This is a genomic window from Devosia sp. Micro-HW1, from assembly GCF_056341075.1.
In genome coordinates, this window is record NZ_CP094375.1 from 3,870,012 (window position 1) to 3,894,277 (window position 24,266).

17 protein-coding genes are annotated in these 24,266 nt (G+C 63.8%); 8 read left to right on the plus strand and 9 right to left on the minus strand.

Annotation, left to right across the window (positions count from 1 at the left end; genetic code table 11):
• Positions 1-83: 83 nt before the first annotated feature.
• Entirely contained in the window at positions 84-2,720 is a 2,637-nt protein-coding gene (gene pepN, locus MQW79_RS18640) for an aminopeptidase N (RefSeq protein ID WP_476586025.1), read from the minus strand.
• A 519-nt stretch (positions 2,721-3,239) separates the two neighbouring features.
• On the opposite strand from pepN, the gene MQW79_RS18645 reads away from it, so the two are divergent.
• Both MQW79_RS18645 and MQW79_RS18650 read left to right on the plus strand, forming a co-directional pair.
• Complete coding sequence (locus MQW79_RS18645) at positions 3,240-5,090, plus strand: ABC transporter ATP-binding protein (RefSeq protein ID WP_476586027.1); 1,851 nt, start codon at positions 3,240-3,242, stop codon at positions 5,088-5,090.
• A 368-nt stretch (positions 5,091-5,458) separates the two neighbouring features.
• Positions 5,459-7,315, plus strand: coding sequence for an ABC transporter ATP-binding protein (locus MQW79_RS18650; protein ID WP_476586028.1), 1,857 nt, complete (start codon positions 5,459-5,461; stop codon positions 7,313-7,315).
• 148 nt (positions 7,316-7,463) lie between these two features.
• Here the strand turns inward: MQW79_RS18650 and MQW79_RS18655 are convergent, their stop codons facing one another.
• Complete coding sequence (locus MQW79_RS18655) at positions 7,464-9,332, minus strand: putative bifunctional diguanylate cyclase/phosphodiesterase (protein ID WP_476586029.1); 1,869 nt, start codon at positions 9,330-9,332, stop codon at positions 7,464-7,466.
• Between the two features lie 327 nt (positions 9,333-9,659).
• On the opposite strand from MQW79_RS18655, the gene MQW79_RS18660 reads away from it, so the two are divergent.
• On the plus strand, positions 9,660-12,512 hold the full coding sequence (locus MQW79_RS18660; RefSeq protein WP_476586030.1) for a beta-mannosidase: 2,853 nt from the start codon (positions 9,660-9,662) through the stop codon (positions 12,510-12,512).
• 32 nt (positions 12,513-12,544) lie between these two features.
• Positions 12,545-13,459, plus strand: a complete 915-nt coding sequence (locus MQW79_RS18665; RefSeq protein WP_476586031.1) for a DMT family transporter — start codon at positions 12,545-12,547, stop codon at positions 13,457-13,459.
• On the opposite strand, the gene MQW79_RS18670 is transcribed toward MQW79_RS18665, so the two are convergent.
• The 3 genes from MQW79_RS18670 to MQW79_RS18680 all read right to left on the minus strand — a co-directional run bounded on the left by MQW79_RS18670 (position 13,456) and on the right by MQW79_RS18680 (position 16,678).
• Complete coding sequence (locus MQW79_RS18670; protein WP_476588264.1) at positions 13,456-14,742, minus strand: NAD(P)/FAD-dependent oxidoreductase; 1,287 nt, start codon at positions 14,740-14,742, stop codon at positions 13,456-13,458. The genes MQW79_RS18665 and MQW79_RS18670 overlap by 4 nt on opposite strands.
• A 41-nt stretch (positions 14,743-14,783) precedes the next feature.
• Positions 14,784-16,154: an FGGY-family carbohydrate kinase gene (locus tag MQW79_RS18675; RefSeq protein ID WP_476586032.1), complete on the minus strand. Its 1,371-nt coding sequence runs from the start codon at positions 16,152-16,154 to the stop codon at positions 14,784-14,786.
• Between the two features lie 74 nt (positions 16,155-16,228).
• Positions 16,229-16,678 carry a universal stress protein gene (locus MQW79_RS18680; protein WP_476586034.1) on the minus strand — a complete coding sequence of 150 codons (450 nt, stop codon included), beginning with the start codon at positions 16,676-16,678 and terminating at the stop codon, positions 16,229-16,231.
• Positions 16,679-16,791: 113 nt separating this feature from the next.
• On the opposite strand from MQW79_RS18680, the gene MQW79_RS18685 reads away from it, so the two are divergent.
• The gene (locus MQW79_RS18685) at positions 16,792-17,274 is read left to right on the plus strand and encodes a methyltransferase family protein (protein WP_476586035.1); all 483 of its coding nucleotides are present in this window, start codon (positions 16,792-16,794) and stop codon (positions 17,272-17,274) included.
• Between the two features lie 19 nt (positions 17,275-17,293).
• Complete coding sequence (gene dusA, locus MQW79_RS18690; protein WP_476586036.1) at positions 17,294-18,313, plus strand: tRNA dihydrouridine(20/20a) synthase DusA; 1,020 nt, start codon at positions 17,294-17,296, stop codon at positions 18,311-18,313.
• A 150-nt stretch (positions 18,314-18,463) separates the two neighbouring features.
• On the opposite strand, the gene MQW79_RS18695 is transcribed toward dusA, so the two are convergent.
• Both MQW79_RS18695 and MQW79_RS18700 read right to left on the minus strand, forming a co-directional pair.
• On the minus strand, positions 18,464-19,150 hold the full coding sequence (locus tag MQW79_RS18695; RefSeq protein ID WP_476586037.1) for a retropepsin-like aspartic protease family protein: 687 nt from the start codon (positions 19,148-19,150) through the stop codon (positions 18,464-18,466).
• A gap of 66 nt (positions 19,151-19,216) precedes the next feature.
• Positions 19,217-20,068, minus strand: a complete 852-nt coding sequence (locus tag MQW79_RS18700; protein WP_476586038.1) for an adenosylcobinamide-GDP ribazoletransferase — start codon at positions 20,066-20,068, stop codon at positions 19,217-19,219.
• A 65-nt stretch (positions 20,069-20,133) separates the two neighbouring features.
• On the opposite strand from MQW79_RS18700, the gene cobT reads away from it, so the two are divergent.
• The gene (cobT, locus tag MQW79_RS18705; protein WP_476586039.1) at positions 20,134-21,156 is read left to right on the plus strand and encodes a nicotinate-nucleotide--dimethylbenzimidazole phosphoribosyltransferase; all 1,023 of its coding nucleotides are present in this window, start codon (positions 20,134-20,136) and stop codon (positions 21,154-21,156) included.
• Here the strand turns inward: cobT and MQW79_RS18710 are convergent.
• Together MQW79_RS18710 and MQW79_RS18715 are read right to left on the minus strand one after the other, a co-directional pair.
• Complete coding sequence (locus tag MQW79_RS18710) at positions 21,153-21,887, minus strand: DUF6683 family protein (protein WP_476586040.1); 735 nt, start codon at positions 21,885-21,887, stop codon at positions 21,153-21,155. The genes cobT and MQW79_RS18710 overlap by 4 nt on opposite strands.
• Before the next feature lie 68 nt (positions 21,888-21,955).
• Positions 21,956-23,482: a sensor histidine kinase gene (locus MQW79_RS18715; protein ID WP_476586042.1), complete on the minus strand. Its 1,527-nt coding sequence runs from the start codon at positions 23,480-23,482 to the stop codon at positions 21,956-21,958.
• Between the two features lie 279 nt (positions 23,483-23,761).
• Here MQW79_RS18715 and MQW79_RS18720 point away from each other — a divergent pair, with 279 nt between their 5' ends.
• Complete coding sequence (locus MQW79_RS18720; protein ID WP_198876862.1) at positions 23,762-24,241, plus strand: Lrp/AsnC family transcriptional regulator; 480 nt, start codon at positions 23,762-23,764, stop codon at positions 24,239-24,241.
• The last annotated feature ends 25 nt before the right edge of the window (positions 24,242-24,266 follow it).

Genomic DNA, 24,266 nt, shown 5'->3' on the forward strand with positions numbered 1-24,266 from the left:
CGCAATTGGTTGGCAGACTGTCAACGTCAGGCGTCACCTGGTGAAAAAGGGGGGCCGCCTGGTGCCCCCCCAATTTTTGGTCCTCAACCAGCCAGGATGCGGTCGAGGATTTCGCCCACATTGCGGCTCAGGGTGTGCTGCTCCTTGAGGGCCTTGAGCGCCTCGATACCGGCATCGCGACGGCTCGCTTCCAGCGTGGGCAGGATGCGGAAGCCGGTGAGGATGCGCGAGGCGACCTGCGGGTTGACCTTGTCGATACCAGCCACCGCCTCGGTGATGAAGCGATAGCCCAGCCCATCGGCGCGGGTGAACTGCACCGGGTTGGACATGACGAAACTGCCCAGCAGCGAGCGCAGGCGATTGGGGTTGGTCTTGGGAAAGTCGGGCGCGGTGAGCGTCGCGCGCATGCGCTCGATCACCCCGGCATCCGGTGCCTGCGCCGAAGCCGTCAGCCACTTGTCGAAGACCAGCGGGTCGCCGGCAAATCTTGTGCGGAAATCGCCGAGGAGGGCAGGGGCGCTCTCGGTCCAGTTGCGCGCCGAAATGGCCATGGCGGCATAGCGGTCGGTCATGTTGGTGGCAGTGTCGTACTGGCGGCTGGCGAGGCCTGCCCCGGTATCGGTGCCCGCGACCAGCAGCGAAAGCAGGCCATTGCGCAGCGAGCGCCGCCCGGCCTGTCCGGCATCCGGGCTATAGGGCGCGTCCACGGCGAGGCTGTCATAGAGCGCGACGAGCTTGTCTCCCACCGGACCCACCAGCGCCTTGATGAGGTCGCTCCGCGCCTTCGAGATGGCGTCGGGGTCGACATCCTTGCCGATATGGCGGCCGACGACGGTCTCGGCTGGAATTTCGATCGCCTGGGCCTTGAAGGCGTCGTCGAGATCGGGATTTTCCAGCGTGTCGACCAGCGCCTGGCGCAGGGCATCCACTTCGCCGTCGGTCCAGCGCGTGCCCTGGGCCGCGTTAGCGATCAGCGTCGTGGAGGCCGTCTGCAGGGCATCCCAGCGATTGAATGGATCGCTGTCATGGCGGGCCAAGAACAGCAGGTCGTTCTGCCCGAGATTGGACGTGACCCTGACCGGGGCCGAGAAGCCGCGGAACAGCGACGGCACCGGCTTGTTGGCGACGCCGGTAAAGGTCAGCGTGACGCTGTCGCTGTCGAGGAGGATCAGGTCGCCGTCGACCGTGCCGCCCGACACGCCGTTCCAGCCCATCGGGCTGCCATTGGGGCCGATGAGGCCGAAGCGCACAGGGATCAGCAGCGGCTTCTTTGTCGGCTCGCCCGGGGTCGGATCGACCTTCTGGGTGAGGGTCAGCGTGTAGGTCTGGGTGGCCGCGTCGTAGCTGTCGGACACACCGACCTGCGGCGTGCCGGCCTGCAGATACCAGGTGGCAAACTGGCTGAGGTCGCGGCCGCTGGCATCCTCGAACACCTTGATGAAGGCTTCGATCGTGGTCGCGTCGCCATCATGGCGTTCGAAATAGAGGTCCATGGCCTTGCGGAAGCCGGCTTCGCCCAGCAGAGTCGCCAGCATGCGCACGATTTCGGCGCCCTTCTCGTAGACCGTGGTCGTGTAGAAGTTGTTGATCTCGCGGAAGCTGTCCGGGCGCGGCGGATGGGCCAGCGGACCGCCATCCTCGGGGAACTGCGATGTGCGCAGGTTCTGCACGTCATGGATGCGCTGCACCGGGCGGCTGCGCTCGTCCGAGGTGAACTCCTGGTCGCGGAAGACGGTCAGGCCTTCCTTGAGGCAGAGCTGGAACCAGTCGCGGCAGGTGATGCGGTTGCCGGTCCAGTTGTGGAAATATTCGTGGGCAATGACCCGCTCGATGCCGTGGTAGTTGGCGTCGGTCGCCGTCTCGGGCTTGGCGAAGACCAGCCGGTCATTGAAGATGTTGAGACCCTTGTTTTCCATCGCCCCGAAATTGAAATCGCTGACGGCGACAATGTTGAACACGTCGAGGTCATATTCGCGGCCGAAGCGGCGTTCGTCCCAGGCCATGGAGCGCTTGAGGCTGTCCATGGCGTAGAAGCATTCGCTTTCCTTGCCATGGGTGCAGTAGATGCCCAACGATACCTGGCGGCCGCTCATCGTAGTGAAGCTGTCGGTGATCGAGCTGAGATCGCCCGCGACCAGCGCGAAGAGATAGGCGGGCTTGAGGAACGGATCTTCCCACACGGCATAGTGTATGCCATCGCCCAGGTCGCCCTGATCGATGAGATTGCCATTGGCGAGCAGAACCGGCGCGAGGTCACGCGGCGCGCTCATCCGCACCTTGAACGGCGCAAGTACGTCGGGGCGGTCAAGATAATAGGTGATGCGGCGGAACCCCTGGGGCTCGCACTGGGTGCACCAGGTGCCGCTCGAGCGGTAGAGGCCCATGAGCTTGGTATTGGCCGCCGGATTGAGCGTCACTTCGGTTTCGAGCACGAAGCGACGATTTGGCGGCTCGACCAGGGTCAGCGAATTGGCGTCGCTGGCATAGGCCGACAGGATCAGCGGCGCGCCATCGACGGCGATGGAATCGAGCTTGAGTTCGTCGCCATCGAGCACCAGCGGCGTGCCCGGCGCGGTGCCTTCGCGCGGTTCGATGGTGAGCTGGGCCCGGACGCGGGTGCTCTCCTCGAGGATCTTGAAGTCCAGCTCTACTGACACGATCCGGTACGGGGTCGGGGCATAATCTTTGAGGTAGACAGTCAATTCGGTGTCGGTACGCATGCCGCCGTCCAGTCGTTTCGGTCCGCACAATATGTGCCGGACATTGGTTTTTGCCAGGGCGCCGTTCCTAAGTGAACTGTGCCCCTATTTTTGTCACCACCGGCTTGACCGGGTGGTCCAGTTGCCAACTCGCCATTGCATGGTTTGCCCGGTCAAGCCGGGCAATGACTGATGACCGGGGGAGATGAGGAAATTTGCTTATGGGTGAACAAATAACGCACCAATCTATCCCGGCTGTGTCTGTCTGGTGACAGTCGACTCGTCGCTCTCGTGTAACCTATGCGGCTCTCGGCTGCATAGCATGTCTCTTGCCGTCACTGTGACGGCTTCGGGAGGAGGCTCTATGAAGCTGCCTGCGCGATGCTCCTCTGCGCCCAAGACGGTCGGCACGAGCATTGGTTCCATATTTTCCGCACGGCTCCGCCCTGCGGCCAGAAAAGCCATCATTCCGCCGAGAGGGTGGGTGAATGGTCTTGGCCCGCAAGCCTGCCGTTGTCTGACTGAGCAAGGGTGCTAGCAATGTTGCGCTGGTTTGAAACACGCCTCGATCCCTATCCCAAGAGCGATCCGGTCGAGCCGCCCAAGGGTCTTCTGGAATTCTGCCTCCATTACAGCGACGGTGCCAAGAAATGGCTGGCGCTGATGGCCGTTGCCGCGGCTCTTGTGGCCACCGGCGAAATCATCGTCTTCGGCTTTATCGGGGATGTCGTGAACTGGCTGGCTGCCGCCGACCCGGATACGTTCCTCGAGAATGACGGCTGGAAGCTGGCCCTGATGGGCGCGATGATCGTCTTCATCGTGCCCGGCATCGCATTGATCTCGACGCTGACCATGCACCAGACGCTCCTGGGCAATTTCCCCCAGCGCATCCGCTGGATGGCGCATCGCTACCTGATCCGGCAGTCGATGACCTACTTCCAGGACGAGTTCGCCGGTCGCATCGGCGCCAAGCTGATGCAGACCTCGCTCGCCGTGCGCGAAGTGGTCATGAAGCTGCTCGACATGCTGGTCTATGTAACCGTGTATTTCACCGGCGCGGTGATCCTGGCGGCCTCGGCGGACTGGCGGCTGGCCATACCTTTCCTCGTCTGGCTGGCCGCCTATGTGGCGATGATGTTCTACTTCATCCCGCGCATGGGCAGGATTTCCCAGGCGCAGGCTGATGCGCGCTCGATGATGACGGGCCGCATCGTCGACAGCTACACCAATATCGCCACGGTCAAGCTGTTCAGTCATTCCAATCGCGAAGAGACCTATGCCAAGGAGGCCATGGATGGCTTCCTCGACACGGTCTACCGGCAGATGCGCCTGTTCACCGTGCTCAACATGCTGGTGCTCTGGTCCAATGCGCTGCTGCTGTTCGCGGTCGGCGCCATGGGCATCTGGCTGTGGATGGACGGGGCCATGACCCCCGGCACGCTCGCCGTGTCGCTGGGGCTCGTCATGCGTTTCCAGGGCATGAGCCAGTGGGTCATGTGGGAAATGTCGTCGCTGTTCGAGAATATCGGCACGGTCAAGGATGGCATCAACTCCATCTCGCTGCCGCGTGTCGTCTCCGACAAGCCAGACGCCGAGACGCTTCCAGCGGTCAATGGGGACATCAAGTTCGAAAAAATCTCGTTCCACTACGGCAAGAAGTCCGGCGTGATCGAGGACCTCGACCTGCATATCCGCCCTGGCGAAAAGATCGGCCTTGTCGGCCGGTCCGGCGCAGGCAAGTCGACCATCGTCAACCTGCTGCTGCGCTTCTATGACCGCGCCGATGGCCGCATCCTGATCGACGGGCATGACATTGCCCATGTCACGCAGGATAGCCTGCGCGCCAATATCGGCGTGGTGACCCAGGATACGTCGCTGCTGCATCGCTCGGTACGCGAGAACATCCTCTATGGTCGCCCCGACGCGACCGAGGAAATGATGCGCGCCGCCGCCGAACAGGCCGAGGCGTCCGACTTTATCGAGACCCTCACCGACCCGCAGGGCCGCAAGGGCTACGACGCCCATGTGGGCGAGCGGGGCGTGAAGCTCTCTGGCGGGCAGCGCCAGCGTATCGCCATCGCCCGGGTGCTGCTCAAGAACGCGCCGATTCTGGTGCTGGACGAAGCGACCTCGGCGCTGGACTCAGAAGTGGAAGCGGCCATCCAGGGGCAGTTGCAGATGCTCATGCAGGGCAAGACGGTGATCGCCATCGCCCACCGTCTCTCGACCATCGCCATGATGGACCGGCTTGTCGTGCTCGATAAGGGCCGCATCGTCGAGCAGGGCAGCCACGCCCAACTCGTCGACAGCGGTGGCATCTACAGCCAGCTCTGGGCCCGCCAGTCCGGCGGCTTCCTCGATCTCGACGAGCCTGAAGAGGCGGCGCAGTAGTCTTGCTTCCCCTCTTCCATTGCGGAAGAGGGGAGTGGTGGGCGGGAGGGCAAGAGTCACCCCACCCTCATTCCCTCCCCCTCAAGGGGAGGGATGCACAGGGTCGACCTTCAGTGGCACTGTCGCCGCTGTTCATCGTCTCCCTCCCCTTGAGGGGGAGGGACCAAGGGTGGGGTGAAGCCAAGGGCTCGATCTCGCCGTGAGACTTAACAACCAGAGGAGTACCCAAATGGGTGACATCATCATGATCCGACGTAATCGCCATCCCGCTGTGGGCCTGACCGCCATCACGCAAGCCAAATCGGATCGATACCGAACCTGATCGCACACTGACTGCGTCAGGCGCGGCTCAAACAAGAGCAGAACAAATGTTCAACCGCGTCGTAGACTTCTTCGACAATCTCTATTCGCCCATCGCCCTGGCTGAGAACCGCCAGCCGCCCATGGGCCTTCGGCCCTTCGTGGGCTATTTCGTCGGCCAGTTCCGGCTGGCATTCATCCTTCGCATCGTCCTTGTTGCCATCGGTTCCGTCGCCGATGCGCTGATGCCCGTCTTCGTCGGGCTCATCGTGGGCATGCTGGCCACCACCAACCCCGGTGAAATCTTCGACCTGCACACCCAGACACTGCTCTGGATGGTGTTCGTGGTCGTGCTGGTGCGTCCGCTCGCCTTCCTCCTGGACACGCTGATCCGCAACCACGGCATCGTGCCCAACCTCGTCGACCTGATCCGCTGGCAGAGCCACTGGCATGTCATCCGGCAGAGCTGGACCTTCTTCCAGAACGATTTTGCCGGGCGCATCGCCAACAAGATTATCCAGGCCGGTGAAGCCATCGAGATCGGGGTGAACCTGACCATCGACGCGGCCTGGTATGCGCTGGTCTTCGTGGTTGTCGCCATCGTGGTGCTGGCCCAGCTCGATCCGGTCCTGCTGGTGCCGATCGGGGTGTGGCTTTTGCTCTACGCAATCCTCTTCACCATCACCATGCCGCTGATCGCGCGCTATTCCGAGACGCTCTCGGAAGCCAAGTCGGTGATGACGGGCCGGATCGTCGACAGCTACACCAATATCCAGACGCTCAAGACTTTTGCGACCGGAGGGCATGAGGACAAGTATGTGTCCGACAGCGTGATGGAACACGCGGTCGAGTTCCGCAAGCTGATGCGGGTCTTCACCTACATGTGGTCTATCCTGTTCATGCTCAATGCGGGCCTGGTGGTCTCGGTCACCTGGCTGGCGCTGACCGGCTGGAACAATGGCACGCTGAGTGCGGCGGCCGTGGCCACGGCCATTCCCTTCGCGCTGCAGATCATGAACATGAGCGGCTGGATCCTCGAAATCGGCTCCAACATCTTCCGCCAGGTCGGCACGACCAGGGACTCGATGGACACCATCGCCCAGCCCCTGACCATGCTGGACGCGCCGGAGGCCAAGGCGCTGGAGGTCAAGGCCGGCGGGCTCGACTATGACAAGGTCCACTTCAACTACTGGCGCGGCAAGGAAGGCTCGATCATCGACGACTTCAGCCTCTCCATCGCGCCGGGCGAGAAGATCGGCCTTGTCGGTCGGTCGGGCTCGGGCAAGTCGACGCTGGTGAACCTGGCTTTGCGCATGTTCGACGTGCAGGAAGGGTCCATACGTATCGATGGGCATGACGTCCGCTCGGTCACCCAGGAAAGCCTCCGGGCCGCCATTGGCCTGGTTAGCCAGGATACATCGCTGCTGCATCGCTCGGTGCGGGAGAACCTCAAATATGGCCGTCATGAAGCGACGGACGAGGAGATGATCCGGGCGGCCGAACAGGCCAATGTGCATGATGTCATCATGGGCCTGGCCGATCCGCAGGGCCGCAGGGGCTACGATGCCCATGTCGGCGAGCGGGGTGTGAAGCTTTCGGGTGGGCAGCGCCAGCGCGTTGCCATTGCCCGGGTGCTGCTCAAGAACGCGCCCATCCTGGTGCTCGACGAAGCCACCTCGGCGCTCGACAGCGAGGTGGAGGCAGCGATCCAGGAGCAGTTGACCCAGCTGATGGCGGGCAAGACCGTGATTGCCATTGCACACCGGCTCTCCACCATCGCGGCCATGGACCGGCTGGTGGTGCTGGAAAAGGGCCGGATCGTGGAAGAGGGCACCCACGCCCAGCTGCTGGCCTCGGGCGGGCACTATGCCATGCTCTGGGAGCGGCAGTCGGGAGGTTTCCTTGACTTGGAGGCGTCCCATTAGGGCAAATCGCCCCGGTGGGGCGATTTGAGCCGACAAGGCCATGAGAGCCATGCTCGAATGGCGGGGCGTCCTGAAAGGCCATGAGGGCTATGCCCGAGCGGCGAACGAGCGAACACGATGGGGCGGGCGAAAGTCCGCCCCTTTTCGCTCAGCCGGCGGCGCGGCCTTCGAGACGGCGCATGCCGCGCTCGCGCTTCAGGTACTCCGTCACCTGCTGGGATGTCATGGGCCGGCCGAAGAGATAGCCCTGCATCACCGAGCCCCCCAGGGAGACCAGCGCCCGCAACTGTTCTTCCGTCTCGATGCCTTCGAAGACGCAGGAAATGCCGAGGTTCCGGCACAGGTCGATCATGGTCTTGACGATGGCGCGGCTGGCCGGGTCGTTGGTAACTTCGGCCACGAAGCTGCGATCGATCTTGATGCGGTGCAGGGGGAGCTTCTGCACATGCGTGAGGCTCGAATGGCCGGTACCGAAATCGTCCAGCGCAATGCGGGAGCCCAGGCCCAGCAGGACCAGCAGCGACTGATTGGCCTGCTTGAGATCGCGCAGGACGGCCGTTTCGGTGATTTCGAAGTCGATACGGCAGGGCGACTTGCTGCGGCCGAACATGGCCACGATCTGCTCGATGGCTGAAGTCGAGCCGATGTCATTGGCCGACAGGTTGACCGACAGGCGAATGCTGCGCGGCAGGTCCTCGCTGGCAGCGATGGCCTTGCGCAGCACGGCCTGGGTCACGCGGCTGATCTGCCCGGTACGCTCGGCCATGGGAATGAAGTCCACCGGCGACACCTCGCCCAGGACCGGACTGCGCCAGCGCGCCAAGGCCTCGAATCCCGTGGTTTCGCCCAGCGACACGTCATATTGCGGCTGTAGGAGGATGTAGATTTCCTCGTCGAGATCGGCCGTGTGCAGCAGGTCTTCCATGTACCGCGTCTTGCGCAGCTCCTGCAGATGCGTTTCGGAGAACAGCACGCAGCCGCCGCGCTTTTCGCGCTTGGCAACCCATGTGGCATAGTCGGCGTGGTCGAAAAGCGTCTCGGCCGTGTCGTCGGGCCGGGACGCCGCCAGGCCCACCGAGGCGGTGATGCGGACGACACCCAGAGGCATGTCGAAGCTCTGCTTGAACGTGTCGGCAATGACCTTGCCGCAGGCCAGCAAGGTGGCCTCGTCGCCTTCCTCGTCAATGATCAGGGCAAAATTGTCGCCGTCGAGCCGGGCGAGAACGGTGCTCGACCGCTTGATCTGGGTGTAGCGGCGCGCCACTTCCTTGAGCACGAGGTCGCCAGTGATCTGGCCATAGATCTCGTTCACCGACCTGAAATTGTCGATGTCGATGCGCGCCACCATGATCGATCGGCCGCGGGCTTGGGCCTCTGCCAGCAACTGGTTCAGGGTGCGCTCGAAGCTGCGGCGATTGGGAATGCCCGTCAGGCTGTCGATGCTGGCCAGCCGGTGGTTTTCCTCGAGCAGCCGCTGGGTTTCGGCGTGGCGATCCAGCATCTCGACCCGGGACGCGACGAGGTCGGCGAAATCGCGGTTGTTCCCAAGCAGGATGATGAGGAGGACGGCGACAGCCAGCGCCATGTTGATCGCCATGGCGATCAGCGTCCCTTGCCCGGAGGCGAAGAAGAACACCGTGAACGGCACCAGCACGCACATGCCGACGGCCAATGCTGCTGCCCGGACATGCATGAGACAGAACATGCAGCCAATGGTGGTGATGCCCATGTAGAAGGCGACCTGGGACTGGAGATAGGCATCGCCGAACGGGAAGAGTGCGAAGCTCCAGGCGGTGAAGCCGAGCGCAAGGGCTGCGCCAACCCAGATCATGGCCCGCAGATTCGCTCGTGCCTGTGCCACACTGGGCTCCCGGTGCCGGGCAAACCACCAGACGATGGTCCTGAGGACGCTCAGCGTCACCAGCACGACCGGGACGTAGACTGTCAGCTCGATGGGTGCGGCGCCGTAGTGGGTCCAGGCCAGGATCAGCGAGTTGGAGACCAACATCGCATACATCAGAGGAACCTGGCGGCTAAGGGCACGCCACTGTGCCAACGCGAGTTCAGGTGCGTTGGGTGGCTCGGAGAATATCCCAGTAATGCGCCGCAAGACGGACATAGATCAGACCCCTCGTCTGACAAACCTATAGCGGCAAGTCCTAATTTAATGGAAAAACGTTCTTGGAAATATTGTCGTTCTGCCGACAGTTGAGCCGCGCCTTACTGTTGACCGATCCGCCGCGCGGACGGGAATGCGCTGGTTGTAACGTTGCATTGATATCGATTGCGGAGGCTGGTATTGGCCAGTTCGTGTCGGCTGTGGCCGACCCCGGAGGAGTGATTTATGGCCATCGTTGCCCGCAATTCCGCCCTTGATCTGGGCGGCCAGTTTTCCCTGTCGGCGCCGTCGCGGAACATCGCCACGACCATGACCCTCCCGGGAGACGTCCACCATGCTCTTCTGGCCGAAAAGCTGATCCCCGACCCCTATTTCGGCGAAAACGAAAAGGTGGTGATGTGGGTCAACGAGACCGCCTGGTCCGTGGAGCGCCGCTTTGACGCCTCGGCATCTGACATCGACGGCTATCTCACGCTGACCCTGGCGGAGGTCGATTGCATCGCCACCATCTGCCTCAATGGCGATGTCGTGGCCCGCACCGACAACAGCTTTGTGCGCAATGACATCGACGTTACGGGCAGGGTGCGCGAGGGCGAGAACACGCTCCGCATCGATTTCGACATTGCGCCCGATGTCGCCAAGGCCCGGGCCGACGCGCATCCGTTCCCGATCCCCTTCACCTACAACTACCAGACCAACGGGTTGAAGGGCATCCACATGAACTTCATCCGCAAGGCAGCCTGCCATGCCGGCTGGGACTGGGGCATCTGCCTCATGCCCATCGGCGTCTATGGCACGATGAGCCTCAGGAAATCGCGTCTCGCCCGTCAGGAGAGCGTCCAGGTCGATCAGGTCCATGGTGAGACTTCGGTCGAACTCTCGATAAAGACTCGGCTTTTCGCCTTTGCTCATGGCGAGGTTGAACTCGAACACACGATCGACGGCCAGGTCGTCACGGACAAGGTCGCGGTGCAGAAGGGTGAAAACGTCTTCACCCACAATATCACCATCCGCGATCCGAAAATCTGGTGGCCGTCAGGGCAGGGCGCCCAGCCGCTCTACGATCTCGTGACCAATCTCGAAGGCGAAGTGACCACCCGCAAGATCGGCCTGCGCGATCTGCAGTGGGTTATCGAGAAGGACGAGATCGACCACAGCTTCAAGTGCCGCATCAATGGCCGCGACATAACCATGATGGGCGCCAACTGGATTCCGGCCGACGCCATTCCGGGCCGCGCCACGCCGGCGGTGGTCCGCGACCTGCTGGAAAGTGCCAAGGCCGCCAACATGAACATGCTCCGCGTCTGGGGCGGCGGCCAGTATGAACCGGACTGGTTCTACGATCTGTGCGACGAGCTCGGCATCCTCATCTGGCACGATTTCATGTTCTCCTGCATGAGCTATCCGTCGGACCGGAAATTCCTGGCCTCAGTCGAGACCGAAATCACCCAGCAGGTGCGCCGCCTGTCGCATCATGCCTGCATCGCCCTCTGGTGCGGCGACAACGAAGTCATCGGTTCGCTGGGCTGGTACCCGGAAACCAAGGCCGATCCGGGCCGCTATCTGGCCAATTATGACCGCCTCAATTCACTGCTGCACCGCATAGTCGAGGATGAAGACCCGGTTCGCCGCTTCTGGCCGTCCTCGCCCTCGCTCGGCTATCTCGATTTCTCCGACGGGTGGCATTCCGACACGCGCGGCGACCTGCACTATTGGGATGTCTGGCACTCGGCCAAGAGCTTTGATGCCTATCGCAGCATCAATCCGCGCTTTGCTTCCGAATTCGGCTTCCAGTCCTTCACCTCGATGAATGTCATCGAGACCTTTGCCGAGGAAAAGGACCGCAATCCGTCCTCGCCGGTCATGGAAAACCACCAGCGCAACAATGGCGGCAATGCGCGCATCATCGAGACGATGAACCGCTATTTCCGCTTCCCGCGCGACTTTGACCAGATGGTGTTTCTGAGCCAGATCCAGCAGGGCCTCGCCATCAAGACTGCCATCGAATACTGGCGCTCCACCAAGCCGCGCTGCATGGGCACGCTCTACTGGCAGATCAACGACATCTGGCCGGTTGCCTCCTGGTCGAGCCTCGACTACGGCGGGCAGTGGAAGCTGATGCACTACATGGCACGCCGCTTCTACAATCTGGTCAACGTCGTCGCCGTGCCGAACAAGGACAATACCGAGATCGCGCTGCGCGCCATCAACGACACTGGCCGCCCCGTCTCGGTGGCGCTTGAAGTTCTGGCGGTGAAGGTGACGGGCGAAACCCGGGCCCTGTTCTCGGGCAATAGCGCTGTCGGCGCCGACGCTGCCATCACCGTCAACACGGTTGCCATGAGTGGTCTGGCCGAGGACGAATTCCTCTACTTCATCTGGAAGGATGCGCAGGGCAGGGTTCTGGGCGCCAACGACTATTTCCCCAAGCCCTACAAGGCCTACGAACTGGTCGGCGCCACAGTCTCGGCAACTTGGGCCGACCGCGACGGCGCGCCAGTGTTGACGCTGGAAAGCGACAACCCGGCCTTCTTCGCCACCGCAACAGTCGATGCCCCGGGCTATTTCAGCGACAACGCCATCACCCTCCTGCCCGGCAAGCCGGTGGAGCTGGTGTTCATTCCACGGCATGGCGCGCCGGTGACGTCGGCGGATTTGGTGGGGCTCGCTCAAGGTGAGGCACCTGGCAGAGACGTTTTGATCCCTGTTCCTCTCCCCATTGGGGAGAGGGTGGATCGGCCGAAGGCCGAGACGGGTGAGGGGGTGCCACGGTGGCCCCTGAGCTTGTCTCCGCCATCCCCCTCATCCGGCGCTGCGCGCCACCTTCTCCCCGATGGGGAGAAGAACAGGGGGCCGGTGATCGGTAAGGTGCCGAGCAAACCGAAGGCCCCCTCACCCGGCCTTCGGCCGACCTCTCCCCCCAGAGGGAGAGGTGCCGCTTCGCGGCCGCCCGCTCTTCACCTCTCCCTCTGGGGGAGAGGTCGACGGCGCAGCCGGCGGGTGAGGGGGCCTTTGTGCCGGCCCTTTTTCTCCATACCAGAACTGTTGACTCGCCCCCCTCCCCTCCGTCATCGGTGAACCACCGCTTCTCCCTGCGGCCGGAACCGTCCATGTCTGCCGTCTCCCCCATCGAAAGTCGGGCCAATCTGGGCATCATGCTCGTGCTGGCTTCGCAACTGGTGCTGCTCATTCTCGACATTTCCGCCAAGTGGCTCTCGGTCGAAGGCCTGCCGACGACGGAAATTGTCTTCGTGCGCTATGGCATGCATCTGGTGCTTCTGCTGCTGCTCTTCCTGCCGGTCAGCGGCAAGGACCTTTTCCGGTCCAACAACCTCAAGCTCGAGATCCTGCGTGGCGCCTGCCTCCTGGTCACGACCGGGCTCAACTTCCTCGCCATGAAATTCTTGCCGCTGACCGTGACCAGCGCCATCCAGTTCACCTCGCCGCTGATGATCTGCGCCATGTCCGGCCCGCTCCTGGGTGAAAAGGTCGGCTGGCGACGCTGGCTGGCTATCGGTGTCGGCTTCTGCGGCATCCTGGTCATCGTCCGGCCGGGCACCGAGGCCTTCCAGCCGGCGGCGCTGCTGAGCCTCGGCTGCGCCTTTTTCCTCGCGCTATTCTCGATCCTGACGCGCAAACTGGCGGGCGTCGACACGGCCCAGACCCAGCAATTTTATGCCGGCGCCACGCCCGTCATCCTGCTGCTGCCCATCGCCTTCACCGACTGGACCTGGCCAAGCCTGCCCATTTCATGGGTCGCCTTCTTCGTCATGGGCGCCGCGGGTCTGGGCGGGCACTACCTCAATTCCGTGGCGCACCGTTTCGCATCACCCGCGACCCTGGCCCCCTTCAGTTACCTCAGCCTCATCTACCTCTCGATCGCCAGCTGGCTGATCTTCAACCAGCCGCCGGACCAGTGGTTCATCCTCGGCGTCTGCATCATCGTCGCCAGCGGCCTCTACATCTGGCTGCGCGAACGCATGCTGGCGAAGGCGAACACTGCAGTGGAAGTGATCGAGCGTTAGCCCCCGTCCACTTCTTCCAGCGGCCGGGTCTTGGCCGCGTCGCCATGGGTGATGAGCCGGGCGCTGCGCTGGCCGGTGAGGTAGATCCAGAGCCAGCTCATGGTGATGAAGATGCGGGTGCGGGTTTCGACCAGGAAGTAGATATGGGCGAGGCCCCAGACCCACCAGGCAAACCACCCCTTGAGCTTGATCCAGCCGAAGTCGATGACGGCCGAGCTCTTGCCGATGGTGGCGAGGTCCCCGTCATGCTTGTAGACGAAGGGCAGTTGCGTTGTGTCGCCGGCGAGGCGCCGCTGGATGGCCCTCGCGACATGGCGGCCCATCTGCTTGGCTGCTGGCGCCACGCCGGGTACCGGCTTGCCATTCTCGCGCGTGGCGCTGGCCACGTCGCCGATGATGAACACGTCTGGCAGGCCGGGCGCAGTCAGGTCCGGCTCGACCTTGATCCGGCCGACGCGGTCGCCCTCCATGCCCAGCCACCTGGCCACCGGTGAGGCGGCCACACCGGCCGCCCAGATGATGGTGCGGGTTTCGAGGCGCTTTTCGCCATAGGTGACGCCATCCCCATCCACGGCGGTCACCGCCTGGTCCAGTTCCACATCCACGCCCATGCGTCTGAGGGCTTCGAGCGTATAGGCCGACAGCTCCGGATCGAAATTGGGCAACACGCGCGCGCCGCCTTCGATCAGCACCACGCGCAGGTCCTCGGGAGAAAGCGTGTTGAACTGGCCGCGAATGCTGGCATGGCCCAGTTCCACAATGGCCCCGGCCATTTCCACCCCTGTTGGCCCGGCACCAATGATCGCGAAGGTCAGAAGAGCCTTCCTGCGCTCGGTGTCAGTCTCGCGCTCGGCGGCCTCCAGCGCCAGCAGCAACTTGCGGCGAATGGCGGTGGCGTCCTCGACCGTCTTGAGGCCGGGGGCGAATTCTTCCCATTCGTCATGCCCGAAATAGGCGTGCTGGGCGCCGGTCGCGAGAATAAGGGTGTCGTAGGCCTGCCGCTCGCCATCTTCGAGGATGACCGCCTTGCTGGCAGTGTCGACCCCGACGACCGTGCCCATCAGTACGCGCGCATTGCCCTGTCTGCGCAGCAGGTGCCGGATCGGCCAGGCGACCTCCGAGGGCGAGAGGGCGGCCGTGGCAACCTGATAGAGCAGGGGCTGGAACAGGTGATGGTTGCGGCGGTCGATCAGGGTGATCTCGACATCATCGCCGGCCATCGCCTTGGCGGCGGCGAGGCCTCCGAAGCCACCTCCGACGACGACGACGCGGTGCTTGTCCAATGCCATGAGCGGTCTCCTTTCGGGCGACCGCCATTCTGGTGTCAGCCAGAAGTGCGCTGCCGCCATTGCGTTACATAGGCATCAAAGCCGGGCACGAGCAGGGGAGACAATGCATGGCTGTCAGCCGTTTGGGCAAGAGAGCCGCCAAACAGCAGGCTGGCGCCGAGACTGGTCCCGGTCGCATCGCCCGAGGCATAGACGGGCACGCCTGTGAGCGCCGCCAATGCCTCGCCGAACAGCCGATTGCGGGCAAGCGGGCCTTCGAGCGTGATGCTGCGACCGAGGCCGCAAAGGTCGAGACAGGCTCGCGCCACCAGCGCCAGGTAGAGCGAGGCGGCGGCGGTGCGCTGGCCGGCAGTGAGGCTTTCCGGCGCCACGGTCCAGCGGCCCTTCTGCTTACCGAAGGGACCGACACCAGGCGCGAAACTGGGCAGGGCCTGCACATCCTTCCCGATGACAAAGGCGATGTCTTCCGAACTCGGCTCGGTGATGTGGGGCACCAGCATGTCGAATTCGCGCCCGCCCATGAAGCGCGCCGTGGGCACCGGGCGGCCAAAGGCGTCGACATTGGCGAGGCTGTCCCGTGTCTGGTCGAGCGCCCCGGTATCGCCGCCCACCGTCATCAGGATCGACCAGGTTCCGGTCGAAACGATCGTGAAGGGTGCGTCCTTGCTATCAAGATGCGGCAGCAGCGACGCGTTGGAATCGTGAATGCCTGTCGTAACCGGCGTGGTCACGGGCAGGCCGGTTTCGGCGGCAATGGCGGGCAGCAGCGTCCCGATCACCGAGGCCGCCGGCCGCACCGGCGGGAACAGCTTGCGCCAGTCCTGGGCATCAACGAGGCTGGAGAAGTCACCCTTGTCCGGCGCCCAGAGATCGGTGTGACAGCCAAGCGACGTCACCTCGCCGGCCAGCACGCCGGTCAGGCGCCAGGCCCAGTATTGCGCATAGGCGACAATGGCCGTGACCTGCGCGAAGTCCTCCGGGAAGGCGCGCGACTGCCAGAAAACCTGGGCGCCCCAGTTGAGGCCCACTGGCAGGCGCGGCGAGAGGGTCTCGGCGAAGGGTGGGCGCACGCGGGCATAGGCCTCGTCGGCCGCGTCGGGCGCATCGCTTTCATAGTCGAGCACGGGCAGCACGAGGCCCTTGTCCGACAGCAGCGCCCCGGTGGCGCCATGAGTGGTGATGGAAATGCCATCCACGCCATGTTCGGCATGGATGTCGCGCAACGCCGCAGCAATGAAAGACCACAGCATCTCGACATCGGCGTGCGGATAGGGACCGTCGTGGCGCACTGTGTTCGTGGTCGAGCGCACGGCAAGCTGGTCGCCCGTCGCCCCGTCGATCAGCACTACCTTGGCATTGGTCTTGCCGATGTCGATGACGGCGATTTTACGGGGCGTCTGGGTCATGGTCGGGCTCGGTGCTGGAAGATCATGGGCGTTTAGCCCATTTTCCGGCACCGCGCCAGAACTGACATGTTAGCCTATTTGACCACCAGAACCGGCACTTCGGCATGGGCCAGGACTTCCGAGGCCTGGCTGCCGAGGAGGAGCCGGCCCAGTCCGCGCCGGCCATGCGAGCCCATCACGACGAGATTGGCGCCAACTTCCGTCGCGGCGCGCAGGATGCCCTCGGCGGCAGGACTGTTGGTGACATGCATGCCGCGGATGGTAATGCCGGCGGCCTGGGCAATCTCGGTTGCCTCGGCAAGAATCCCCTTGGCCGATTCAGCCTTGGCGGCATCGAGATCGGCAATGAGCGAGGTCGTGTCGACCATCATCATTTCCGAGCCCGGGGCAAGGATCACCGACGTTTCCGTGACCGTCACGGCCGTGATCCGGCTCCCGGTCTTGACGGCGAGCTCAAGGGCATAGCGCAGGGCCTTGGTGCTGAGTTCAGAGCCATCAATGGCGCAGATGATGTTTGAAAACATGGCGAACTCCTTTGACGCTTGAATTGGTTCCCACTCTGGAACAACGCGCGGCCCAGCGCTTTGATCCAGATCAGCCAGCTTGCATCTTTCGTCCGCTGGCTCCAGGTTTGGAAATGGCTTTCGATCCTGAGCGCCCAGACACCATGGCCCTTTCGCCCGACGCCTATGTTGCCCTGGCAATGCTGGGCGCGGTGGCAGGCGAATTGCTGTTGCCGCTCGCCTTGCTGCCCGATGCAGCGCCCATTGGGCCTCTGACCTTGCCCGGCCTTGCCCTTGCGGCTCTGGGCTTCGCGCTTGAAATTGCCGCGGCCCGGACACTGACGCAAGCGGGGGCTTCCACCCGGCCCAATGGCGCCGCTAGCGCACTTGTGACGTCGGGCATCTTCCGCCGCTCGCGCAATCCGTTCTATCTGGGAATACTGCTGGTCGTGGCGGGCATCATGCTCGCTTTCAGCCTCGATTGGGGCCTGCTGTTCATACCACTTCTGTGGCTGGCCCTTGACCGGCTGGTCATTCCGGTAGAGGAACGCCGCCTTGAGCGCGCCTTCGGGCAGGACTATCTCACCTACACGGCGTCCACCAGGCGCTGGCTATGACCCCCGGAGCAATACCGCCGTGACCGATGCAAGTGCCTTTCCCGTGACGATCGAGCGCGCCCGCCGTTTCTCGGTGGCGCCCATGATCGACTGGACGGATCGGCATTGCCGGACGCTGCATCGCCTGCTGACGCGCAATGCGCTGCTGTTCACCGAAATGATCACCACTGGCGCCATCGTGCATGGCGACGCCGAGCGCCACCTGGCTTTTGGCCAGCACGAAGGCCTCGTGGCCCTGCAACTTGGCGGGTCCGATCCGGCTGATCTCGCCAGCGCCATCCGCATTGCCGAGCCCTATGGCTATGCCGAATACAACCTCAATGTCGGCTGCCCCTCCGACCGGGTGCAGTCGGGTCGCTTCGGGGCCTGCCTCATGGCCGAGCCGGACCTGGTTGCCGACTGCGTCCGCGCCATGCGAGATGCCACCGACCGTCCGGTGACGGTCAAGTGCCGCATCGGCATAGATGATCAGGATACCGAGGAAAGCCTCGATCGTTTTGCCGATGCCATGGTCGCGGCCGGTGTCGATGCCCTCTATGTGCACGCGCGCAAGGCGTGGCTGCAGGGACTCTCCCCCAAGGAAAACCGTACCATTCCGCCGCTCGACTATCCGCGCGTGCATCGGCTGGCCAGGCGCCTCTCGCCGCTGCCCACCATGATCAATGGCGGCATTGAAACCTTCGAGCAGGTCGACGCTCACCTTGAGCACATGGATGGGGTGATGCTGGGCCGCGCCGCCTATCACAATCCCATGCTGCTGGCCGAAGTCGACGCCCGTATCTTCGGTGACGACCACCCGGTGCCAGGCCTCGCCGCCATCATGGCTGACATGGCTGACTATGCCGAGGCCCAGCGATCGCGCGGCACGCGCCTCAACAACATCGCGCGCCACATGCTCGGCCTCTGCAACGGCCGCCCCGGCGCCCGCCAGTTCCGCCAGATCATGAGCGTCGACGCCTGCCGCCCCGATGCCGGGCCGGAAGTGTTCATGCGCGCTCTGGCGGTGGTGGAAGAGCGGGCGCTCGCCGAAGCGGTCTAGCCTTCAACACTCAAGAATCCCCACCACTCGGTTCCGCCCTCGGGCTTGACCCGAGGGCCAGCAGGGGAGCCCCGATGATGAAGTATTGCCTGTGGAGAGCGGCCCTCGGGTCAAGCCCGAGGGCGGCACGGGGGGTGTGTCGGCCTCGGCCTAGTCCACCAGCTCCAGAGAATTGGCGGTGACTGAATACCGCGTCAGCGTCTCCAGGAAGGTCATGCCCAGAAGGCTGGTCTCGAGTGCCCCCGCTTCGGTCACGAAGGCGGTGAGATCGCGTCTGGTGATTCCTCCCACCTCGATACTGTCGAGCCGGATGCGGGCCGCCATGCCCTGGCCATTGGCCGTCGATACCGGCACCGTGTAGCGCAGGCCCTCGATATTGACCCCCGCCTCACGGGCATCGGCGATGGTCAGGACAACGGCGCTGGCCCCCGTATCGAAAATCATCGGTGTCGTATGGCCGTTGATGGTCGCGTTTACCTCGAAATGCCCGCCCGCGCCGCGTCGGAAGGTGGCCGTGCCGGCTTCGGCATCGACAATGGCCATGCCCGGCTGCAACTCGCCCGCAATGCGTCCAGCCACGCCCATCAGTTCATCACGATAGGCATAAGTGGCCATGGCCACCCCGAAGATGCCGGCCCACAGCACAAGCCCTCCCACCAGCTCCGACGCCCTGTAGCGCCGGGCAAACAGGCCGCCGGCAAAGATGATGAGGAGAATGACGAGCGGGACCAGCTGCGCCGTCTGCATCTGGCTGAGACCGACCAGGCTCCCTGCATCGGCGCTGATCAGCAAGACGATGCCTGCCGCAACAACCAGGGCAATGCCGATAAAGATCATGCTGTTTCGTGTCCCATGCGCCTCATGCCTTCGATTAAGGAAGTTGCGGCGGCGATTTCAAGGCGCTCAGATAAAGATGAACAGGATGGCGAGCGCCGCAATCTCGCCCAGACCGGCGGCCGCGCCGATAAGGTCGCCGGTCTGTCCCCCGACCAGGCGCCGGCAGAGCGCCGTCCAGCCCAGCGCCACGAGGGCGACTGCCACCAGCGCGAGGACGACACCCAAAAGGCTCGATGCCGGTGCGCCCAGCACGAAAACCAGCAGCGCCGCGAAGACGCCGCCGATGGCAAACCGCGAGACCGGCAGGCTTCCGGCGCTGGCCGAAGCGCCATCGGCGCGCGCCGCGGGCAGGGCGACTGCAACCCAGAGCGCTCCCGAGCGCCCGGCAATATTGGCCGCCAGCCACAGGCCTGCGGCGGCTATGGGATTGATCATGGCGACGCTGCCAAGGGCCGTGATTCGCAGCACGAGGAAGAGGCAGAGGGCGGCCACGCCATAGGTGCCGTGGCGGCTATCCTTCAGGATTTCGAGCCGTCGCTCCCGCGTCGCGCCGCCGAACAGGCCGTCGGCGGCGTCGGCGAGGGAATCCTCCATCATGCCGCCCCCCACAAGCACCATGGCACCCACCGCGAGGGCGGCCGCGAAATAGGCCGGCAGGCCCAGCCACACACCGCCCAGCAGCAGCATGGGCAGGACGCCCATGACCACGGAGGCAAAGGGCAGGGCCAGGGCGATGCGGCCGAGGTCGGGTAGTTCATGCGGGGTGTCGCCGGTTGGCAGGCGCGAGAAGAAGCGCAGCGCCATCACCAGATCGGCTCCGAGGCCAAGGCCGGAACGCGGCGGATCGGGCCGATAGGCGTCGCGGCTACCGGCATCGATCGCGGCGTGCGGCTGGTCTGGCTCGGCCCTGTCCGTCAATTGCTTTTCGCTCCGTAATGGGCAACAAGGTCGCGCCCTCCCTACCATAGCATGCCGGATTTGCCATGCCCGCCCTGAACCCCGCCTATGCCGATATTGTCGAACTTCTGGTTGCCGTGCCGGATGGGGACGAGGCCGCCGTCGCGGCCGTGCGCCAGCGCGATGCGCAATTGACCAAGCCGCCGGGCTCGCTCGGCAAGCTCGAGGAACTGGTCGAGTTCCTTGCTCGCTGGCAGCACCGGTCAAAGCCGCGCCTCGCCAACCCGATGGTGACGATTTTTGCCGGCAACCATGGTGTGACCGATCAGGGCGTGTCGAGTTTTCCGCGCGAAGTGACCGCGCAGATGGTGGCGAACTTCACCAATGGCGGCGCTGCCATCTCGCAGATCTGCGCGCTGCATGAGCTCAACCTGCGCGTCTTCGAACTGGCGCTCGAATTGCCCACCGGCGACATCACCAAAGAGCCGGCGCTCGACGACCAGATGTGCGCCGCCACCATTGCCTATGGCATGGAAGCGGTGGCCGGAAAGCCGGACCTGATCTGCCTGGGGGAAATGGGCATCGGCAACACCACCATTGCGGCGGCCATCAATGCCGCGCTCTATGGTGGCACTGGCGCCGACTGGGTTGGTCGCGGCACGGGTGTCGATGATGCAGGCCTCGCCCGCAAGGCCGATGCCGTCGATCGCGCACTGGCGCTGCATGCGGGTCAGCTGGACCATCCGCTTGCCATTCTCGCCCGCCTCGGCGGCCGAGAAATCTGCGCCATGCTCGGCGCCCTGGTGGCGGCCCGCCATCAGAAGGTGCCCGTCATCATCGATGGCTATGTAGCCACGACCGCGGCGGCCATTGCCCACGCCATCAATCCGGCGTCCATCAATCACTGCTTGTTCGGCCACGTCTCGGCCGAGACGGCCCATGCCAAGGCGCTGGAAAAGATGGGGCAGGTCGGCCTGCTCGACCTGGGCATGCGCCTGGGCGAGGGAAGCGGTGCTGCGCTGGCCGCTGTCATGGCCAAGACCGCGCTGCACCTGCACAACAATATGGCGACCTTCGAGAGCGCCGCGGTCAGCGGCAAGTCGGCCTAGTCCGACTCGGCCGCCTCGCCACTGTCCCCGGTCGGCGCGGAGACCGGGCCCGGCGAGGGTGGCGGCGGGGGAGCGGCGGGGCGGCCGGCAAAGCCGTCCGGTCCCGGCAGCACCGAAAGCAGGTCCACCTTCATGTTCTGGCGGAAGCGCAGGATGGAGGAGGCGGCCAGCTTGTTCAGCGTATCGACATCGCGCTGAGCCACGGCGGCATTGAGGGCGGCGTGCTCGACCAGGAAGTCGAGGATATAGCCCTCGGCCATTTGCTGGCGCTGCGTGTCGGAGAGCTTGAGAAAACTCGGCTCATTGGCAAAGGCGGCGCGGAGCTGTCTCTGAACCGGGGCCGAGTCGATCTCGGCCGTATAGGCGCCATTGGCCGCCACCCAGTTGAGAATCCAGTAGGATGTCAGCGCGTCGGCCACATTATTGGCTGCGAGCCCGTCGTCCTTTACCAGTTCGAGCCAGATTTCGACCGGCGAGCGTTCGGCGAAGGCGGCCGCCAGATCGTCGCGTGCCTTGGCTCCGGCCGACCAGCGGATGCGGTCGAGGAACTCGCGCTGCAGCCGCGCCGATACCGAAGGCGAAGGCCGATAGCCGGTGTCGAAATTTTCCTGCGCTGCGGTGGGAGGTGCAGTGGGTGTCGTCGGTCCTGTCGTTACAGGGGCCTGCTGCGCGCTGGCCCCGAGCGCCGAGGTCAGCAGGAAAAGCGCGGCGAGAAAGGTCTTGTTTGGCATTGGCACTCCAGACCCCCGATGGTGATGGAGAAAGCGGCCAAATTTCGGCGCGCCGTCGAGACAAAGGATCAGCCGGCTTCCGAGTAGATTTCCAGCCGGTTACGCCGCTCCACCACCGGCGCCAATGCGTCCATGACGCGGGCGCGCGGGAAGGTGGCGATGACTTCGGTGCCGAAGCGCAGCTTGGAGAACAGGTCGAACCGGCCCTGATGCAGGTCCATGATCTTCTGGACGATGGGCAGTCCGAGGCCCGCTCCCTGTTCGGCGGTCTTCTGCGCCAACGAGCCCTGGCCGAACGAGGAGAGCACGGTCTCGATCTCGTTTTCGGGAATGCCGGGGCCGTTGTCCTTGACCGAAATCAGCTGCCCGCCATCGGCGCTGCGCTGCACGACCAGGATGACCTTGCCCTGCTGGGGCGTGAACTTGATGGCATTGCTCAAGAGGTTCAGCACCACCTGGCGGATGGCGCGCTCGTCGCCCCACAGCTTGGGCAGGTTGTCGCCGACGCTGTAGACGAGGTCGATGCCCTTGGATTTTGCGCGCAGTTCCATCATGCGGCGGCAATCGGCGGCGATGTCGACAAGCGACACGGCCTCTTCGTTCAACTCATACTTGCCCGCCTCGATGCGGCTCAAATCGAGCAGTTCATTGATGAGATTGAGCAGATGCTGACCGCTCGAATGGATGTCGCCGGCATATTCCTTGTACTGGGGCACCTGATGCGGGCCCAGCAGTTCCGACTTCAGCACTTCGGAAAAACCGATAATGGCATTGAGCGGCGTGCGCAGCTCGTGGCTCATCGTGGCGAGGAACTGGCTCTTGGCGATATTAGCCTGCTCGGCATGGCGGCGGGCTTCGTCCGACATGTTGCGCGCTTCTTCCAGCTCATAAATCAGCGTGTCCTTCTCGGCCTGGTGCGAGATGGTCTCGAGCTCGGAGGCATGCAGCTGCCGGGCGAGGAACAGGAAGAAGATTTCGCCACAGATGGCGACGGCCGCCAGCGTGTAATTGAGCGTGCCGCCCAGCGCCACCAGCGCGATCGACACCGTGGTGGTCACAGGCAGCGTGCTCATCAGCGTGGCCGGGGGCAGGGTATGGGTGGCGACCGCGTTCGAGGCGATGGTAACGAGCACCATGGCGAACATGACAGGGGCAAGCGCCTCGGGGTCGGTCACCAGGGTGAACAGCGCCAGCAGCGACAGCGCCAGGCCGCCAATACTCTCGGCCGCGACGAAACGCGTGGTCCAGCGGGCGGCATTGAACTTGGCCGGATCGGCGGACTTGAATTGCCGGGCCGTCATGACGACGATCAAGAGGCTGGCAATGACGAGGCCTGCCCAGAGCGCAGCCACTGTCAGGGGAACCCAGAGGCTCGCAACGAAGGCCAGGATGCAGACGATGGCGGCCATCGGCACAGCCGCGCCGATGCGACTGTCGGCATAGTCGTGCAGGAGCTCGAAATCGAAATCAGCACGCGTGCCCGAGCTGGAAGTCAGCCGCTGGCGCGCTTCAAGCACCGTCTTCTGTGCTGCTCGCTTGCCGTCACGCCCTGGACGGGTATCGGCATCGGGAACCGGCATGAAAGTCTTACTCATTACACAAGGATGCGAGCAAAAACGCGCCCGCGACTATCTGAGCGACCCTAAGGCGGCCGTGGTTAACAGCTGGTGAAATGACGCCTCGGCTGCTGCCACCCAAGCCCGTCGACAGAACCGCTAGTGGCCACGGACAGGGTTAAGGGATCGTTGCCGTGCGACACAAAATTCCGTGAGCAATATTATTGCGCATCTTCCGGCGATATGGCACTCATTGTGCCGCCGGGCGCGAAAAAATGCGCCCCAGTTGAAAACTGATTTCAAGGGGCCGGAATGGCGCTGGACAAGATCGACCGTAAAATTCTCACGCTTCTGCAGAAGGATGCGACCATGCCGGTGGCCGAAATCGGTCGCAAGGTCGGGCTTTCGACCACGCCGTGCTGGCGTCGTATCCAGAAGATGGAAGAGGATGGGGTGATCCAGCGCCGCGTCGCTGTGCTCGATCCGGCCAAGGTCAATGTCGGCGTCACCGTGTTCGTCTCGGTCAAGACCAACGAACACAATGACGCCTGGATGCGCAAGTTTGCCGGAGTGGTGGACGAGTTTCCCGAAGTGGTGGAATTCTACCGCATGAGCGGTGACGTCGACTACCTGATGCGTGTGGTCGTGCCCGACATCGGCGCCTATGATGCCTTCTACAAGCGCCTGATCGGCAAGATCAATCTGACCGATGTCAGCTCCGCCTTTGCCATGGGGCAGATAAAGTACACGACGGCCCTGCCGCTCGACTTCGCGATCGTGGTCGACGACGACAAATAGGGGCATGTGGAGGCCGGGGAGGGCT

What these genes read in the sequence shown, in the direction of transcription:
- pepN (WP_476586025.1), bottom strand. Translation starts at nt 2,720, where the DNA reads ATGCGTACCGACACCGAATTGACTGTCTACCTCAAAGATTATGCCCCG.
- MQW79_RS18645 (WP_476586027.1), top strand. Translation starts at nt 3,240, where the DNA reads ATGTTGCGCTGGTTTGAAACACGCCTCGATCCCTATCCCAAGAGCGAT.
- MQW79_RS18650 (WP_476586028.1), top strand. Translation starts at nt 5,459, where the DNA reads ATGTTCAACCGCGTCGTAGACTTCTTCGACAATCTCTATTCGCCCATC.
- MQW79_RS18655 (WP_476586029.1), bottom strand. Translation starts at nt 9,332, where the DNA reads ATGTATGCGATGTTGGTCTCCAACTCGCTGATCCTGGCCTGGACCCAC.
- MQW79_RS18660 (WP_476586030.1), top strand. Translation starts at nt 9,660, where the DNA reads ATGGCCATCGTTGCCCGCAATTCCGCCCTTGATCTGGGCGGCCAGTTT.
- MQW79_RS18665 (WP_476586031.1), top strand. Translation starts at nt 12,545, where the DNA reads ATGTCTGCCGTCTCCCCCATCGAAAGTCGGGCCAATCTGGGCATCATG.
- MQW79_RS18675 (WP_476586032.1), bottom strand. Translation starts at nt 16,154, where the DNA reads ATGACCCAGACGCCCCGTAAAATCGCCGTCATCGACATCGGCAAGACC.
- MQW79_RS18680 (WP_476586034.1), bottom strand. Translation starts at nt 16,678, where the DNA reads ATGTTTTCAAACATCATCTGCGCCATTGATGGCTCTGAACTCAGCACC.
- MQW79_RS18685 (WP_476586035.1), top strand. Translation starts at nt 16,792, where the DNA reads ATGGCTTTCGATCCTGAGCGCCCAGACACCATGGCCCTTTCGCCCGAC.
- MQW79_RS18695 (WP_476586037.1), bottom strand. Translation starts at nt 19,150, where the DNA reads ATGATCTTTATCGGCATTGCCCTGGTTGTTGCGGCAGGCATCGTCTTG.
- cobT (WP_476586039.1), top strand. Translation starts at nt 20,134, where the DNA reads ATGCCCGCCCTGAACCCCGCCTATGCCGATATTGTCGAACTTCTGGTT.
- MQW79_RS18710 (WP_476586040.1), bottom strand. Translation starts at nt 21,887, where the DNA reads ATGCCAAACAAGACCTTTCTCGCCGCGCTTTTCCTGCTGACCTCGGCG.
- MQW79_RS18715 (WP_476586042.1), bottom strand. Translation starts at nt 23,482, where the DNA reads ATGAGTAAGACTTTCATGCCGGTTCCCGATGCCGATACCCGTCCAGGG.